Here is a 13,821-nt window from a genome sequence, read left to right as displayed (position 1 = left end):
TCCATGGCCGACAAGACCCTCGACGGCCGCATCGCCGTCGTCACCGGCGCCTCGCGCGGCATCGGCCGGGCGGCGGCCCTGGCCCTGGCGGAGGCCGGCGCCCATGTCGTGGCGGTGGCCCGCACGCAGGGGGCGCTGGAGGAACTCGACGACGCGATCCGCGCGGTCGGCGCCTCGGCGACGCTGGTGCCGCTGAACCTCACCGACTGGGACGCGATCGATCGGCTCGGCGCGGCGCTGAACGAGCGGTTCGGTCGGCTCGACATCCTGATCGGCAATGCGGGCGTGCTCGGTGCGCTGATGCCGCTCGCCCACATCACCCCGAAGGTGTGGCAGCAGACGCTCGACGTGAACGTGACGGCCAACTGGCGCCTGCTCCGTTCGCTCGATCCGCTGCTGCGGCAATCGGATGCCGGCCGGGCCGTGTTCGTGACCTCGGGCGCGGCGCACAAGGCGCGGGCCTATTGGGGGCCCTACGCGGTGACCAAGGCGGCGCTGGAGGCGATGGTGCGCACCTACGCCTCCGAGACCGAGACGAGCCCGATCCGGGCGATGCTGCTCAATCCCGGCCCCCTACGCACGGCGATGCGCCGCTCGGCCATGCCGGGCGAGGACCCGGAGACCCTGCGCACGCCGGAGGAACTGGCGCCGCACTTCGTGCGCCTCGCCTCGCCCTCATGGAACGAGACCGGCCGCCTCTACGATTTCCCCAGCGACCGGACCTTAAGTTTCCGCGCCCCCGAGTAACGGGGGGCCGGGGCCTCAGGCCCCGGCGGGATTCGGGCAGAGCCCGACTCTTCTCTGTTGCGTCGGTCCCGGTCTTCGACCGAAACCGCCGCGTCCGGCGGACGACCGCCGCCGCGCCGTCGCGCGGGCAGAGGACGATGATGCGGGATCATCGTCCTCTGGTTTCACTTCGAGGTTTCGAATGATCGACGTCCGCTGCATCTGCGCCATCGGCCAGCGGGGCCAGCTCGGCCTCAACGGGCAATTGCCGTGGGAGGGCAACACCGATCCGCTGTTCGTGGAGGACGTGACGCGGTTCTTCGCGCTGACCATGGGCCACGTGCTGATCGCCGGCCCCAAGACCGTGGCCTCGGTGCCGGACTTCGCGTTCAAGGACCGCACCATCGACGTGATCCGCTCGCACGAGGACCCGGAGGCGGTGCTGAAGCGCTATCCGGGCCGGCGCATCTTCGTCGGCGGCGGGATCGCGGTGTGGAACGTGTACGCGAAGTACATCCAGCACTGGGACGTGACGCGGCTGCCCTATGACGGCGAGGCGGACCGCTGGTTCGATCCAGCTTGGCTGGTGGGTGGGCCGTTGCGGCAGGGGTGAGCATCGGCCCGAAAGGTGGCCGCCGAGGGCCTTGCTCGTCCCACCCGATCCCCTCCCCTTCGAGGCTGCCGGCGGCACCTCGGGACGCAGGGGAAGGTCGAGATAAAACAGAAGACGACAGAGAGCCTTACGGCGCCGTCCTCTCCAACCGCTCGAAGGCCGCGATGCCCTTCTCGCAGGCCGTGGCCGAGGGGGCGGGCAGGCTGGTTTCCAGCCGCATCGCGTCGTCGAGGGAGAGCAGGTAGCGCTCGTCGGTGAGCGCGCGGCCGACCACCGCCTGCATCCGGGTCCGGCCGGCGGCGATGGCCGCATCGACCCTCTCGCGCGGCACGCCGCAGGCGAGCGCGCGGCCGAAAATCTTGCCCTGCTTCTCGCCCTCGGCCTGGGGGATGACGAGGGGCCTGCCTTGCGGCAACTCCTGGGGCTTGTCCTCGGGCCTGACCTGCGCCGCCGCCGCCGACCACAGCAGCGGGGCCAGACACAACGCCGCGCGCATCCTCATCACTCACGATCCTCCCTGTCGTCTACGTCGTAACCGTTCCGAAGCGCGCCCGTCACGTCCCGGATCACGTCCCTCTCGGCTTCGCCCGCCGGGTCGGCGCCTCGGCGAGCGGGTCTTCCGGCCAGGGATGGCGGGGATAGCGTCCGCGCATCTCCGAGCGCACTGCGGCCCAGGAGCCGCGCCAGAAGCCGGGCAGGTCGCGGGTGATCTGGATCGGGCGCTGGGCCGGCGAGAGCAGGTGCAGCACCAGCGGCACCCGCCCGCCGCCGAGCGTCGGGTGCCGGTCGAGGCCGAACAGCTCCTGCACCCGCACCGCCAGCACCGGCTCGGGGCCGGATTCGTAGTCGACCGGGATGCGCGAGCCGGTCGGCACCTCGACATGGCTCGGCGCCTCCGCCTCCAGCCGGGCGCGGAGTTGCCAGGGTAGCAGCGATTGCAGCGCCTGCCCCAGGTCGTCGGCGGTGATCGCGGCGAGGGAATTGCGCCCGACGAGGCCCGGCGCGAGCCAGTCCTCGATCGATCCCGCCAGCGCCTCGTCGGACAGGTCGGGCCACTCGCCGCTCTCGGCCCCATGAAGGAAGCGCACGCGGGCGCGCCACTGCGTCAGCGCCGGGGTCCAGGGCAGGCGCTCGATGCCGAGCCCCGCGACGCCGCGGGCCAGCGCGCGGGCGGCCTCCGCGTCGGCCGGGACGGGGAGCGTGCGCTCGTCGAGGCTCACCGCGCCGAGGCGGCGGGTCTCGCGCGCCCGCAGGGCCCGCGCCTGCCCGTCGAAGCTCACGCTCCGCACCGTCTCGATCCGGTCGGAGAACAGCGCGTCGAGGGTCTGCGAGGAAATGGCCGCCGCGGCGAGGATGCGGGCGGCGGCCGCCGTGCCGGTGAGGTCGGCCACCACGACGAAGGGCTCGCGGGCGAGCGCGCTCGCGGGGTCGAGGAGCCCCGCCCGGCCGTTCGCCATCAGCACCGCACCCTCGCGGCCCCGCGCGCGGGCGACCCGGTCGGGATAGGCCAGCGCCAGCAAGGCGCCGGGCTCGGCGAGGGCCGGATCGGGCTCGTCCGGGCGGGAGCCGGTGGCGCGCTCGGCTTGGCGGGCCCAGCCCTCGGCGAGGCGGCGCATATCGGCGGCGCGCCCGCCGCGGTCGCGGGAAAAGCGGTCGAGCCGGTCGGCGAGATCGACGGAATCGCCGCCCAGCCCCCGCTCCACCAGCAGGGCGGCCAGTTCCGCGGCCCGGCGGGCGTGGCCGCTCTCGGCGGCGCGGGCGACCATCCGGGCGAGCCGCGGCGGCAGCGGCAGGGCGCGCAGTGTCCGGCCGGTGGCGGTGAGGCGCCCGTCGGCATCGAGCGCGCCGAGATCGGCGAGCATCGCGCGGGCCTCCGTCAGCGCCGGGGCCGGGGGCGGATCGAGGAAGGGCAGCGCGGTCGGATCGGCCAGCCCCCAGGCGGCGCAATCGAGCACGAGCCCGGCGAGATCGGCGGAGAGGATCTCGGGGCGGGCGAAGGGTTCGAGGGCGGCGGTCGCGGCCTCGGGCCAGAGTCGCCAGCACACACCGGGCTCGGTGCGCCCGGCGCGGCCCCGGCGCTGATCGACCGAGGCGCGGGAGGCGCGCGCCGTGACGAGGCGGGTCATGCCGTTGCCGGGCTCGTAGAGCGGCACGCGGGCGAGCCCGGAATCGACGACGATGCGCACGCCTTGAATCGTCAGCGAGGTCTCGGCGATGGCGGTCGCCAGCACCACCTTGCGCCGGCCGGGCGGGGCCGGGGCGACCGCCCGGTCCTGTTCCCCTGGCGTCAGCGCGCCGTAGAGGGGCGCGAGGTCGGTGTCTTCGGGCAGGCGACCCTCCAGCCGCTCGGCGGTGCGGCGGATCTCGGCCTGCCCCGGCAGGAAGGCCAACAGCGAGCCCGGATCGGCCCGCAACGCCCGCAGGATGGCGGCGGCCATCGCGTCCTCGATGCGCTCGCCCGCAGCGCGGTCGAGATGGCGCGTCTCTACGGGAAAGGCCCGGCCCTCGGATTCGACGACGGGCGCATCGCCGAGGAGGCCGGCCACGCGGGCGCCGTCGAGGGTCGCGGACATGGCGAGGATGCGCAGGTCCTCGCGCAAGGCCCCCTGCGCATCGAGGGCGAAGCCGAGGCCGAGGTCGGCATCGAGCGAGCGCTCGTGGAACTCGTCGAACAGCACCGCGCCGATGCCGGTCAGCTCCGGGTCGTCGAGGATCATGCGGGTGAACACGCCCTCGGTGACGACCTCGATGCGGGTGCGGGCCGAGACCTTGGAGCCGAGCCGCACCCTTAGGCCCACCGTGTCGCCGACGCGCTCATTGAGCGTCCCGGCCATCCGCTCGGCCGCGCCGCGGGCGGCCAGCCGGCGCGGCTCCAGCAGGATGATTTTTTTGCCGTCGAGCCAGGGTTGGTCGAGCAGGGCCAGCGGCACCCGCGTGGTCTTGCCCGCGCCCGGTGGGGCGACGAGCACCGCGGCGTTCCTCTGCCCGAGCGCGGCGCGGAGCGCGGGAAGGGCGGCCTCGATCGGGAGCGGGGCGGGGTCGTTCGGCATCGCCGGGGAGGTGACCCGGATCGGGATTCCGCGCAACCCATTGAGGCGACACGCTCAAGGTCGTCGGGCAATCCGATTCCGCGCGTCAAGCCCGATCAAACATTTGTTACTGAATTCCGGCGCGGGAACCGGAACGGCCGCGCTCACGCCGACTTGAGGGCACGACGTGCCGAGAGCGCACGGACCAACGACGGACGGACGAGAGACCCATGCGGATTGCCCTCACCCTCGCAGCCGGCGCGCTGCTCTGCGGCCTCGGCGCCGGCTCGGCCTCGGCCGCCCCGGCGATGCCCGCCCCCGGCGTGATCGCCGGCGACGCGGTCGAGACCGTGGTACATGGCGGTCGCCATCATCACCACCGCGGCTGGCACCGTTACCACGGCACCTCCAAGATGGAGCGCCGCGCCCGCCGCTACAACACGATGCGCCACGGCAACCCGAACGCCCGCAACCCGGAGCGTCCCGGCTACCAGCAGCAGCTCGGCAACACCACCAACGGCCCGCGCTACTGATCGGGTTTCAGGGATCGTCGCCTCAACCGGCGATGATCCCGACGGTCGAGAACGAGACGGCCCGCCCGGCCCCGTGCCCGGCGGGCTTTTTCGTGCCTGGAGTTATGTTGATTTCACTTAAAATCCGACCTGCCGATTTCACTCTTTGCTCGCACAGTCGGACATGCGACAGTGTGGAATGAGCAGTGATTCTATACCTTCGCAACGGGATATGATGCGAAGCCTCTACAAACTACATAGAGGCGACAGGGAGACCGTCGTTGCCGCCTATGCCAAAGCCGAACGAGATGGGCTGGTTCTACGCCTGAAAAATAAAATTGGGTATGATTCAGATCGTTATGCCGCAGAGATGTGGCGAGATGGGCTTAAAAAGGGATGGCTCGCTTAACTACGCCACCGATACTACAACCCCGAAAAGCATCGCCAGAGCTTGAGGAGTTCGTGAAGGAACTGATTCGGCTCGGCTCCGAGCGGGGGTACAGGCCGACAATTTTCATTGGCATGCTGGAGCGCTATCAAACGCTGGGCGCCATGAAACGACTGGTCCGCAATGGCGAGGTGCAAAGCGGCTTCCGGCGCCTGACCGAGCTGGGGCTACAGGATCACACCGTTGAAGCGGGCATCCTTAGATTCCGGAACGAGTTCGATAAAACAGACATCGATTGTGCCGAGTGGCGGATCAAACAGGCCCGCGACGAGGCTTCCACATAGTCCTCAGCGGCATCACGCTCTCGGCTCGACCCTCTGCACACAGGCAGCCCGCTTGCGCCGCCTGGGGAGAGCGCACACTTGTCCACGATGTTCGCGCTCCGTCTCCGGTGCCGCCTGGGGGCGGGGCTGCTAGCCTCTTCCCCATGCGTTCCAGTTCCCCTCGTCCTAAAGCCCTCGAACGTCGCGCGAGCCCGGCGGATTCGGTGACCTCCTCGCCCGTCACGTCCCCCCTCGACATCCCCGGCGCCACGCCGATGATGGCGCAGTACATCGAGATCAAGGCCGCCAATCCGGACTGCCTGCTGTTCTACCGGATGGGCGACTTCTACGAGCTGTTCTTCGAGGACGCCGAGATCGCCTCGCGCGCGCTCGGCATCGTGCTGACGAAGCGCGGCAAGCATGGCGGCGCCGACATCCCCATGTGCGGCGTGCCGGTGGAGCGCTCCGACGACTACCTCCACCGCCTGATCGCGCTCGGCCACCGCGTCGCCGTCTGCCAGCAGACCGAGGACCCGTCCGAAGCCAAGAAGCGCGGGCCCAAATCCGTGGTGCGGCGCGAGGTGACGCGCCTCGTCACGCCCGGCACGCTCACCGAGGATCGCCTGCTCGATCCGGCCCGCGCCAACCTGCTGCTCGCCATCGGCCGCCGCAAGGTCTCGGATTCGCGCGAGGCCTATGGGCTCGCCGCCATCGACATCTCGACCGGGCGGTTCTCGCTCAGCGAAGTCGACGGCACGGAACTGGCGGCGGCCATCGCCCGGCACGAGCCGCGGGAGATCGTGCTGTCGGAGGCCATCCACGCCGACCCGGTGCTGGCCCGGCTGTGGCGCGACACGAAGGCCGCGGTGGTGCCGCTGGCCGCCGCCGAGCTGGAGCCGGCCTCGGCCGAGCGGCGCATCCGGGAGCAGTTCGGCGTCAAGACCCTCGACGGCTTCGGCAGTTTCTCCCGCGCCGAGATCGCGGCGGCGGGCGCCGCGCTCCTCTATATCGAGCGCACGCAGTTCGGGGCGAAGGTGCCGCTCTCGGCCCCCTCCCGCGAGGCCTCCGGCGCCACGCTCGCCATCGACGCGGCCACGCGCGCCAACCTCGAACTCACCCGCACGCTGTCGGGCGAGCGCAAGGGCAGCCTGTTGGAGGCCATCGACCGCACGGTCTCAGCGGGCGGCGCGCGGCTGCTCGCCGAACATCTGGCCGGCCCGCTGACCGACCTGAAGAAGGTTGCGCGGCGGCACGATGCCGTGGCCTTCCTCGTCGCGGACGGGTCGCTGCGCTCGCATCTGCGCGACGCGCTCAAGGCCGCCCCCGATCTCGCCCGCGCCCTGTCGCGCCTCGGCCTCGGCCGCGCCGGCCCGCGCGACCTCGCCGCGCTCCGCGGCGGGCTCGACGCCGCGCTCGCCATCGCCGGAGGCCTCGGCGGGGCCGACTTGCCCGAGGGCATCGCCCGCCTCGTCCGGCGCCTCGACGTCGCCGACCGCGATCTCGCCGCGGAACTCGGCGCGGCGCTCGCCGACGACCTGCCGCTCAACCGCCGCGACGGCGGCTTCGTGCGCGCCGGCTATCACGCCGAGATCGACGAGGCCCGCCTGCTCGGCCAGGACTCGCGAAAAGTCATCGCGGCTTTGCAGGCGCGCTATGCCGAGGCCACCGGCTGCCGGACGTTGCGGATCAAGCACAACAACGTGCTCGGCTACTACATCGAGGTGCCGCAGGCGGTGGGCGAGGCCTGCCTCAAGGGCCTGATGCGGGAATTCGTGCATCGCCAGACCATGGTCGATGCCATGCGCTTCACCAGCGTCGAACTCGGCGAGCTGGAATCGAAGATCGCGGGCGCCTCCGACCGGGTGCTGGCGCTGGAATCGGAGGTGTTCGACACGCTCGCCACCCGCGTGATGGCGCAGGCGGACGCCGTCGCGGACATCGCCGACGCGCTCTCGGCCCTCGACGTGGCGGCAAGCCACGCCGAACTCGCGGTCGAACTCGACTGGACCAGGCCCCGGCTCGACGACAGCCTCGCCTTCGCGATCGAGGGCGGGCGCCATCCGGTGGTGGAGGCGGCTTTGCGCAAGGCGGGCGAAGCCTTCATCGCCAACGCCTGCGACCTGTCCGGCGAGGAGGCCGGGCGCATCCGCCTCGTCACCGGCCCGAACATGGGCGGCAAGTCGACCTTCCTGCGCCAGAACGCGCTCGTCGCCGTGCTCGCGCAGATGGGCGCCTTCGTGCCGGCGCGCGCCGCCCATCTCGGCGTGGTGGACCGCCTGTTTTCCCGCGTCGGCGCGGCCGACGACCTCGCGCGGGGCCACTCGACCTTCATGGTCGAGATGGTCGAGACCGCCGCGATCCTGAACCAGGCGACGCGCCGTTCCCTCGTCGTCCTCGACGAGATCGGCCGCGGCACCGCGACCTTCGACGGGCTCTCCATCGCCTGGGCCTGCCTGGAGCACCTGCACGAGAAGAACGGCTGCCGGGCGCTGTTCGCCACGCATTTCCACGAGCTGACCGCGCTCAGCAAACGCCTGCCGCGCCTCGACAACGCCACCCTCAAGGTCGCCGAGCACCGCGGCGACGTGGTGTTCCTGCACGAGGTCGTGCCCGGCGTGGCCGAGCGCTCCTACGGGCTTCAGGTCGCCCGCCTCGCCGGATTGCCCGCGAGCGTGGTGGCGCGGGCCGGCACGATTCTGAAAGGCCTCGAATCGTCCGAGCGCGAGCGCCCCTCGCGCGCCCGCATCGACGACCTGCCGCTGTTTGCGAGCCTCACCGAGATCGCCCCGCCCCCGCCGGAGCCCGCGGCGCCTGCGCCCGACGATACGCTGGGGCAATTGCTCGACACCATCGACCCCGACAGCCTGACGCCGCGGGAGGCGCTCGACGCGCTGTACCGGCTGAAGGCGGAGCGGGCGCGGTAGGCGCCGCCTGCCGTTCTCCGATTTCGCTCACCGTCATTGCGAGGCGGAGCCGAAGCAATTCAGGGCGGAGCAGTGGATTGCTTCGGCTCCGCCTCGCAATGACGGCGGTGCGCTGGAACGTGAAGCGATCACTCGGAAACGGATTTGTCCGTAATTCCAGTATAGCTGCACAAAAAGTCCCAAAAAACCCAACCCTCACCCTCATCCTGAGGTGCTTCGCGCAGCGAAGTCTCGAAGTAGGGCTCCAGGGATCACGCGGGTACTGGAGGCCTCCTTCGAGGCCGCTTCGCGGCACCTCAGGATGAGGGGGTTGGATTGGATAGGCCGGCGACATGGGCGCCGAAATCCAATTCCGAATAGATTCCCCGTCCCAATTTTAACGCCCTGTGAAAGAATCATCGGTCAAAACCGAATCAAGCAAGCACAGGATGCACGGGGCCATGGCACTCGAATTGCGGTCGTCGCGTCGGAATTTCCTCGTCGGCCTCGGCGGGTTCGCAGCCGCCGCCCGGCTCATGCCGGGTTCGGCGCTGGCCTTCGACAAGGGCGCGTGTCCGCCGCCCTCCGCCTGGACCGATCTGGCCCGCGCGGTGACGGGCGGCGTGCTGCGGCCGGGCGACCCGTTCTTCGCCGACATCTGCCGGCCGAACAACCTGCGCTACGGCGCGACGCTGCCCGCCGGCATCGCCCGCTGCACCAGCGCGGCGGACGTGCAGGCCTGCATCGCCTGGGTACAGCGGCAGGCCCTACCCTTCGCGGTCCGCTCCGGCGGGCACAACTATGCCGGCTTCTCGACCACGCCCGGCCTGTTGATCGACATGACCCTGATGGCGGGCGTGACGCCGGTGACGGCCGACGGCAGCATCGTCACGGTCAAAGGCGGCACGCTGAACCTGCTCGCCTACAAGCAGATGGAGCGGCTGCATCGCACCATCACCCACGGCCGCTGCGACACGGTGGGCGCCGCGGGCTTCCTGCTCGGCGGCGGCATCGGCTTCAACATGCGCAAGTTCGGGGTCGGCTCCGACCTCATGCGCGCGACCGAACTCGTCACCGCCGACGGCCAGCTCGTGCGGGCCGACGCCGACACCGACCGCGACCTGTTCTGGGCCTGCCGCGGCGGCGGCGGCGGGAATTTCGGCATCAGCACCGGCTTCACCCTGGAGACCCGCCCGGCGGGTTCGGTGACGGTGTTCAACCTCACCTGGAGCAAGGACCTGCCGAAGGTGCTCAAGCTCCTGCTGAGCGAACTCGCGAGCGCGCCCGACGATTTCGGTTCCAAGATCGCCGTCACCATCCCGAGCCGGCAGGAGGGCTGCGACCACGCGCCGGTCACGCTGTCGATCCTCGGCCAGCTCCACGAATCCAAGTTCAAGCTGGAAGAAATCTTCAAGTCGACCTGGGCGCTGCGCGACGGCAGCCGGTCGCAGGTCAAGGAGAACGTGCCGTACTGGCAGGGCCAGGACTTCCTGACCGAGACGACGTTCCCGTACTATTATCAGGAGAAATCGAGCTACATGCGCGCCGCCGCCATCGACGACGAGGCGATCGCGGCGATGTTCGACTGGGCGGGCAAGATGCCGGCCACCGCCATGCCGGTGAGCTTCAAGTTTTTCCAGGTCGGCGGCGCCATCGACCGCCTCGGTCGGACCGACACGGCCTACGTCCACCGCGGGTCCGACTGGCTGTTCACCGTCGAGGCCAATTGGTGGAGCCCGACCGATTCGGCGCAGCAGATCGCCCAGACCCTCGACTGGCAGCAGCGCTTCTACGACGACGTCAACCGCCGCACCGGCGCGGTCGGCGCCTTCCAGAACTTCTCCGACCCGTCGCTGGCCGACTGGCAGGACGCCTATTACGGCGAGAACTACGCCAAGCTCGCCGAGGTGAAGCGGGCGGTCGATCCGGGGATGCTGTTCACCTTCGCCCAGGCGATCCGCCCGGCGAAAAAGCCCGCCGAGCGCGGCCCGTCCGCGTCCCTACCCGGCGGCGCCCGGCGCGAGGCGGAAGCCGTCGAGCGTCTCCCCTGACGGCATCCCGCCCGCTTGCCCGGAGCGGCAGCGGGCAACGTAGTCGAGCGCGCTCGCCACGGTGCGCTCGGAATAGGGTTTTGCGATCACGCCGACGGCGCCAGCGAAGTCCGGCGGGATGCGCTTGGCGTTGGCCGTCATGAACACCACCGTTGTGCGCGGGTCGGCGCTCAAGGCGCGGGCGACCTCAATGCCGGTCGGGCCGTCGATCAGGTGGATGTCCACGAGCGCCACGTCGGGGGCGGTGCGCTGCCCGAGCGCGATGGCTTCCGCGGAGGCCGAAGCCACGCCGACGCTGACATGGCCGAGGTCTTCCAACAGGCATTCGAGTTCGAGGGCGATCAGCACCTCGTCCTCGACCACGAGGATGCGCAGGGCCTCGCCCGCTGGCGGGCTCTCGCCCGCGGCCGGGCCGTCGCCCGTTGCGGGGCTCACCTCGGGCATCCCGCGTCTCCTTCCCCGGGTCGCGGCGAGGAAATCCCGCCAGCGGGCGGCAATGGCACGAAGCGGCGGCGCTGGGAAAGGCCCGTCACCGCGGGCCGTCCGCGGGCAGCGGCACGCGGATCGCGACGCGGGTGCCGGGCGCGGCCTCCGACCACGCGAGGGTACCGCGCAACTGCCGCACCACCATCTCGACCAGCATCCGCCCGAACCCGGTCGGGTTGGGGGGGCCCGCCGCGAGGCCGATGCCGTCGTCCTCGACGACGAGTTCCAAAGTGTCATCCGAGCGCCGCGCGCTCAACCGCACCCGGCCCGCCCGCTCGCCGGGGAAGGCGTGGCGCAGCGCGTTGCCGGCGAGTTCGTGCAGCAGCAGGGCGAGCGGCGCCGCCATGGCGGCGGGCAGGGCCAGCGGCTCCACCTCGGTCTCGACGCGGGCGGTGTCCGTTCCGTGGGCGGCGGCGAGGTCGGCGATGAGGTCGTCGGCGAATTCGCGGAACTCGAAGCGGGCGGCGTCGCCCTCCTGATAGAGCATCCGGTGGGCGGTCGAGAGGGCGCCGATGCGCTCGGCCATCGCCTGGAGCGCGTTGCGGGCCTCGCCCGAGGGCGTGCGGCGCGCCTTGAGCAGCATCAGCGAGGAGATGACCTGAAGGTTGTTCTTGACCCGGTGATCGACCTCGTGGAGCAGGGCCGTCTTCTGCTCCAGGGCGAAGCGCAGGTCGGCGGTGCGCTCGCCCACCTCCCGCTCCAGCGCGCCGTTGGCGTCGCGCATGGCAGCCTCCAGCCGGTGCTTGTGGGTCATGTCGGCCTGGGCCGAGAAGAAGTAGAGGATCGCGCCGTCCGCGTCCCGCACCGGGTTGACCGTCATCCCGTTCCAGAACGGCGTGCCGTCCTTGCGGTAGTTCAGCAACTCGCACTCGAAGGCGCGGCCCTGCCCGATCGCCTCGCGAAGGCCGTTCAGCGTCGCGGCATCGGTCGCCGGGCCCTGGAGCCGGCGGCAATTGTGGCCGTAGAGTTCGTCGCGGGCATAGCCCGTCAGCCCGAGGAAGGCGCTGTTGGCCCAGACGATCGGGTTGTCGTCCCGGCGCGGATCGGTGACGACCATCGGGGTCGGGCTCGCCTCGAAGGCCGCCGCGAACACCTCGACGGTGAAACCCGGCGGGAACGCCGTCACCTCTTTGGGAAAACCCGTCATCCTTACGCCGACGCGAGGCGTGCCGCTGGGTAAGAAGCGCCACGCAAATCCATAAAACCGATGCCGCGAGCGGGTGATCGGTTCCCCCCAACGGGAGACGGTCGCTCCCGTTCCGAGGCCGACTTCACGCTTCCGTCAAGCTTGCCTTATCCCTACACCGGCAAGCGTTGGGAAAGCGTTGCGGGCGCCGGAATCCCAAAGTCGCACGCCCGCCGTAAGGGGGCGTAGCGCAAGAGGTTGTTGCTCGCAGCCCCGAGGCTGCCGCGATTTCTGCATAGGGCGTGACGGAGCGAAAGAGGGGATCGGCGATGGCGGCAGCGAAGGGCCGGAGGGGCTTGCGGCCCCGCGACGTGCTGGAGGACCCGCGCCTGCTGCTGATGCTGGCACTCGGCTTCGGCTGCGGCCTGCCGATCCTGCTGGTGTTCTCGACCCTGTCGGCGTGGCTCGCCACCGCGGGCATCCAGCGCACCAGCATCGGGCTCCTGTCCTACGTCTCGTTCGCCTACTCGCTGAAGTTCGTCTGGGCCCCGGTGATCGACCGGCTCGACCTGCCGCTGCTGTCGCGGTGGCTCGGGCGGCGGCGCTCGTGGATGCTGCTGTCGCAGGTCGCGGTGGCGGGCGGCCTCGTCGCCATGAGCTTCGGCGCGCCCTCGCAGGATCTGTTCTACATCGTCGTCTGCGCGCTGGTGACCGCCTTCGCCTCGGCGACGCAGGACATCGTCGTGGACGGCTGGCGCATCGACGCGGCGCCGACCGAGCGCCAGGGGCTGATGCTCGGCAGCTACCAGCTCGGCTACGCCATCGCCCGCGCCTTCGCCGGGGCCGGCGCCCTCTACATCGCGCAAGGCTACGGCTGGGAGATGGCCTACGAGGCCATGGCGCTCCTCATGCTCGTCGGCATCGCCGGGTGCCTGTTCGCCCCCCGCCAGGACCCGGCGGACGCGAACGCGGAGCCGCGCGGCGTCGCCGAGACCCTGCGGGTCGCCGTGGTCGAGCCGTTCGGCGACCTGATCCGCCGGAAGGGCGCGCGGCTGATCCTGATCCTGTCGCTGATCATGCTCTACCGCCTGCCCGACTTCATCTCCGGGGTGATGGCGCAACCGTTCTACAACGAGCAGGGGTTCTCGCTCGTCGAGATCGCCAACGTCACCAAAATCTACGGCGTGATCGTCGGCCTCGTCGGCGCGCTCGCCGGGGGCTGGGCGGTGATGCGCTTCGGCATCCAGGCCTCGCTCCTGTTCGGCGGCATCGTCGCGGCGGGCTCGAACCTGATGTTCGCGTGGCTCGCCGTCAGCGGCCACGACATGAACCTGTTCATCGCCAGCATCTCGATCGACAACTTTTCCGCTGCCTTCGCCGGCACGGCGCTGATCGCCTATATGTCGGGCCTGACCTCACCGGCCTTCGTGGCGACGCAGTACGCGCTGCTCTCCTCGCTCTACGCGCTGCCCGGAAAATTCATCGGCGGCTTGTCCGGCTACATGGTGGATTGGCTCGGCTACGCGCAATTCTTCGCCGCCTCGGCGCTGATCGGCATTCCGGTGGCGCTGCTCTGCATCGCCCTCGCGGCATTGGGCGAGGGGCGGGAAGAGGGTGAAATCGGCCCTGCGCCGGAGGAGGAAGCCGTAGCCGTCAAGGCGTGA

At 70.7% G+C, this 13,821-nt stretch carries 11 protein-coding genes; 7 read left to right on the top strand and 4 right to left on the bottom strand.

Annotated elements, in window-relative coordinates:
• Positions 1-3 precede the first annotated feature (3 nt).
• Together AAHG03_RS02000 and AAHG03_RS01995 are read left to right on the top strand one after the other, a co-directional pair.
• Positions 4-747 carry an SDR family NAD(P)-dependent oxidoreductase gene (locus AAHG03_RS02000; RefSeq protein WP_342148357.1) on the top strand — a complete coding sequence of 248 codons (744 nt, stop codon included), beginning with the start codon at positions 4-6 and terminating at the stop codon, positions 745-747.
• Positions 748-928: 181 nt separating this feature from the next.
• Complete coding sequence (locus AAHG03_RS01995) at positions 929-1,339, top strand: dihydrofolate reductase (protein ID WP_342148356.1); 411 nt, start codon at positions 929-931, stop codon at positions 1,337-1,339.
• A 127-nt stretch (positions 1,340-1,466) separates the two neighbouring features.
• Here AAHG03_RS01995 and AAHG03_RS01990 read toward each other — a convergent pair whose 3' ends face one another.
• Positions 1,467-1,841 (bottom strand): hypothetical protein, encoded by a 375-nt coding sequence (locus AAHG03_RS01990; protein WP_342148355.1) that lies wholly within the window; start codon positions 1,839-1,841, stop codon positions 1,467-1,469.
• Positions 1,842-1,905: 64 nt separating this feature from the next.
• On the bottom strand, positions 1,906-4,389 hold the full coding sequence (hrpB, locus tag AAHG03_RS01985; RefSeq protein ID WP_342148353.1) for an ATP-dependent helicase HrpB: 2,484 nt from the start codon (positions 4,387-4,389) through the stop codon (positions 1,906-1,908).
• A 209-nt stretch (positions 4,390-4,598) separates the two neighbouring features.
• Between hrpB and AAHG03_RS01980 the strand changes: the two genes are divergently transcribed.
• The 4 genes from AAHG03_RS01980 to AAHG03_RS01965 all read left to right on the top strand — a co-directional run bounded on the left by AAHG03_RS01980 (position 4,599) and on the right by AAHG03_RS01965 (position 10,545).
• Positions 4,599-4,901: a hypothetical protein gene (locus tag AAHG03_RS01980; RefSeq protein WP_342148351.1), complete on the top strand. Its 303-nt coding sequence runs from the start codon at positions 4,599-4,601 to the stop codon at positions 4,899-4,901.
• Between the two features lie 441 nt (positions 4,902-5,342).
• On the top strand, positions 5,343-5,612 hold the full coding sequence (locus AAHG03_RS01975; protein ID WP_342148349.1) for a hypothetical protein: 270 nt from the start codon (positions 5,343-5,345) through the stop codon (positions 5,610-5,612).
• Positions 5,613-5,755: 143 nt separating this feature from the next.
• Positions 5,756-8,515, top strand: a complete 2,760-nt coding sequence (gene mutS / locus AAHG03_RS01970) for a DNA mismatch repair protein MutS (protein WP_412759702.1) — start codon at positions 5,756-5,758, stop codon at positions 8,513-8,515.
• A gap of 440 nt (positions 8,516-8,955) precedes the next feature.
• Complete coding sequence (locus AAHG03_RS01965) at positions 8,956-10,545, top strand: FAD-binding oxidoreductase (protein WP_342148348.1); 1,590 nt, start codon at positions 8,956-8,958, stop codon at positions 10,543-10,545.
• Here AAHG03_RS01965 and AAHG03_RS01960 read toward each other — a convergent pair.
• Positions 10,495-10,989, bottom strand: a complete 495-nt coding sequence (locus tag AAHG03_RS01960; RefSeq protein WP_342148346.1) for a response regulator — start codon at positions 10,987-10,989, stop codon at positions 10,495-10,497. The two genes, AAHG03_RS01965 and AAHG03_RS01960, sit on opposite strands and share 51 nt — an antisense overlap.
• Before the next feature lie 85 nt (positions 10,990-11,074).
• Positions 11,075-12,178 carry a histidine kinase dimerization/phosphoacceptor domain -containing protein gene (locus AAHG03_RS01955; RefSeq protein ID WP_342148344.1) on the bottom strand — a complete coding sequence of 368 codons (1,104 nt, stop codon included), beginning with the start codon at positions 12,176-12,178 and terminating at the stop codon, positions 11,075-11,077.
• Between the two features lie 308 nt (positions 12,179-12,486).
• Here AAHG03_RS01955 and AAHG03_RS01950 point away from each other — a divergent pair, with 308 nt between their 5' ends.
• Positions 12,487-13,821 carry an AmpG family muropeptide MFS transporter gene (locus tag AAHG03_RS01950; RefSeq protein WP_342148342.1) on the top strand — a complete coding sequence of 445 codons (1,335 nt, stop codon included), beginning with the start codon at positions 12,487-12,489 and terminating at the stop codon, positions 13,819-13,821.

Source organism: Methylorubrum subtropicum (genome assembly GCF_038442325.1).
Taxonomy (GTDB): domain Bacteria; phylum Pseudomonadota; class Alphaproteobacteria; order Rhizobiales; family Beijerinckiaceae; genus Methylobacterium; species Methylobacterium subtropicum.
This window is presented reverse-complemented; position numbering and strand designations above follow the sequence as displayed.

What these genes read in the sequence shown, in the direction of transcription:
- mutS (WP_412759702.1), top strand. Translation starts at nt 5,756, where the DNA reads ATGCGTTCCAGTTCCCCTCGTCCTAAAGCCCTCGAACGTCGCGCGAGC.
- AAHG03_RS01980 (WP_342148351.1), top strand. Translation starts at nt 4,599, where the DNA reads ATGCGGATTGCCCTCACCCTCGCAGCCGGCGCGCTGCTCTGCGGCCTC.
- hrpB (WP_342148353.1), bottom strand. Translation starts at nt 4,389, where the DNA reads ATGCCGAACGACCCCGCCCCGCTCCCGATCGAGGCCGCCCTTCCCGCG.
- AAHG03_RS01955 (WP_342148344.1), bottom strand. Translation starts at nt 12,178, where the DNA reads ATGACGGGTTTTCCCAAAGAGGTGACGGCGTTCCCGCCGGGTTTCACC.
- AAHG03_RS02000 (WP_342148357.1), top strand. Translation starts at nt 4, where the DNA reads ATGGCCGACAAGACCCTCGACGGCCGCATCGCCGTCGTCACCGGCGCC.
- AAHG03_RS01960 (WP_342148346.1), bottom strand. Translation starts at nt 10,989, where the DNA reads ATGCCCGAGGTGAGCCCCGCAACGGGCGACGGCCCGGCCGCGGGCGAG.
- AAHG03_RS01995 (WP_342148356.1), top strand. Translation starts at nt 929, where the DNA reads ATGATCGACGTCCGCTGCATCTGCGCCATCGGCCAGCGGGGCCAGCTC.
- AAHG03_RS01990 (WP_342148355.1), bottom strand. Translation starts at nt 1,841, where the DNA reads ATGAGGATGCGCGCGGCGTTGTGTCTGGCCCCGCTGCTGTGGTCGGCG.
- AAHG03_RS01965 (WP_342148348.1), top strand. Translation starts at nt 8,956, where the DNA reads ATGGCACTCGAATTGCGGTCGTCGCGTCGGAATTTCCTCGTCGGCCTC.
- AAHG03_RS01950 (WP_342148342.1), top strand. Translation starts at nt 12,487, where the DNA reads ATGGCGGCAGCGAAGGGCCGGAGGGGCTTGCGGCCCCGCGACGTGCTG.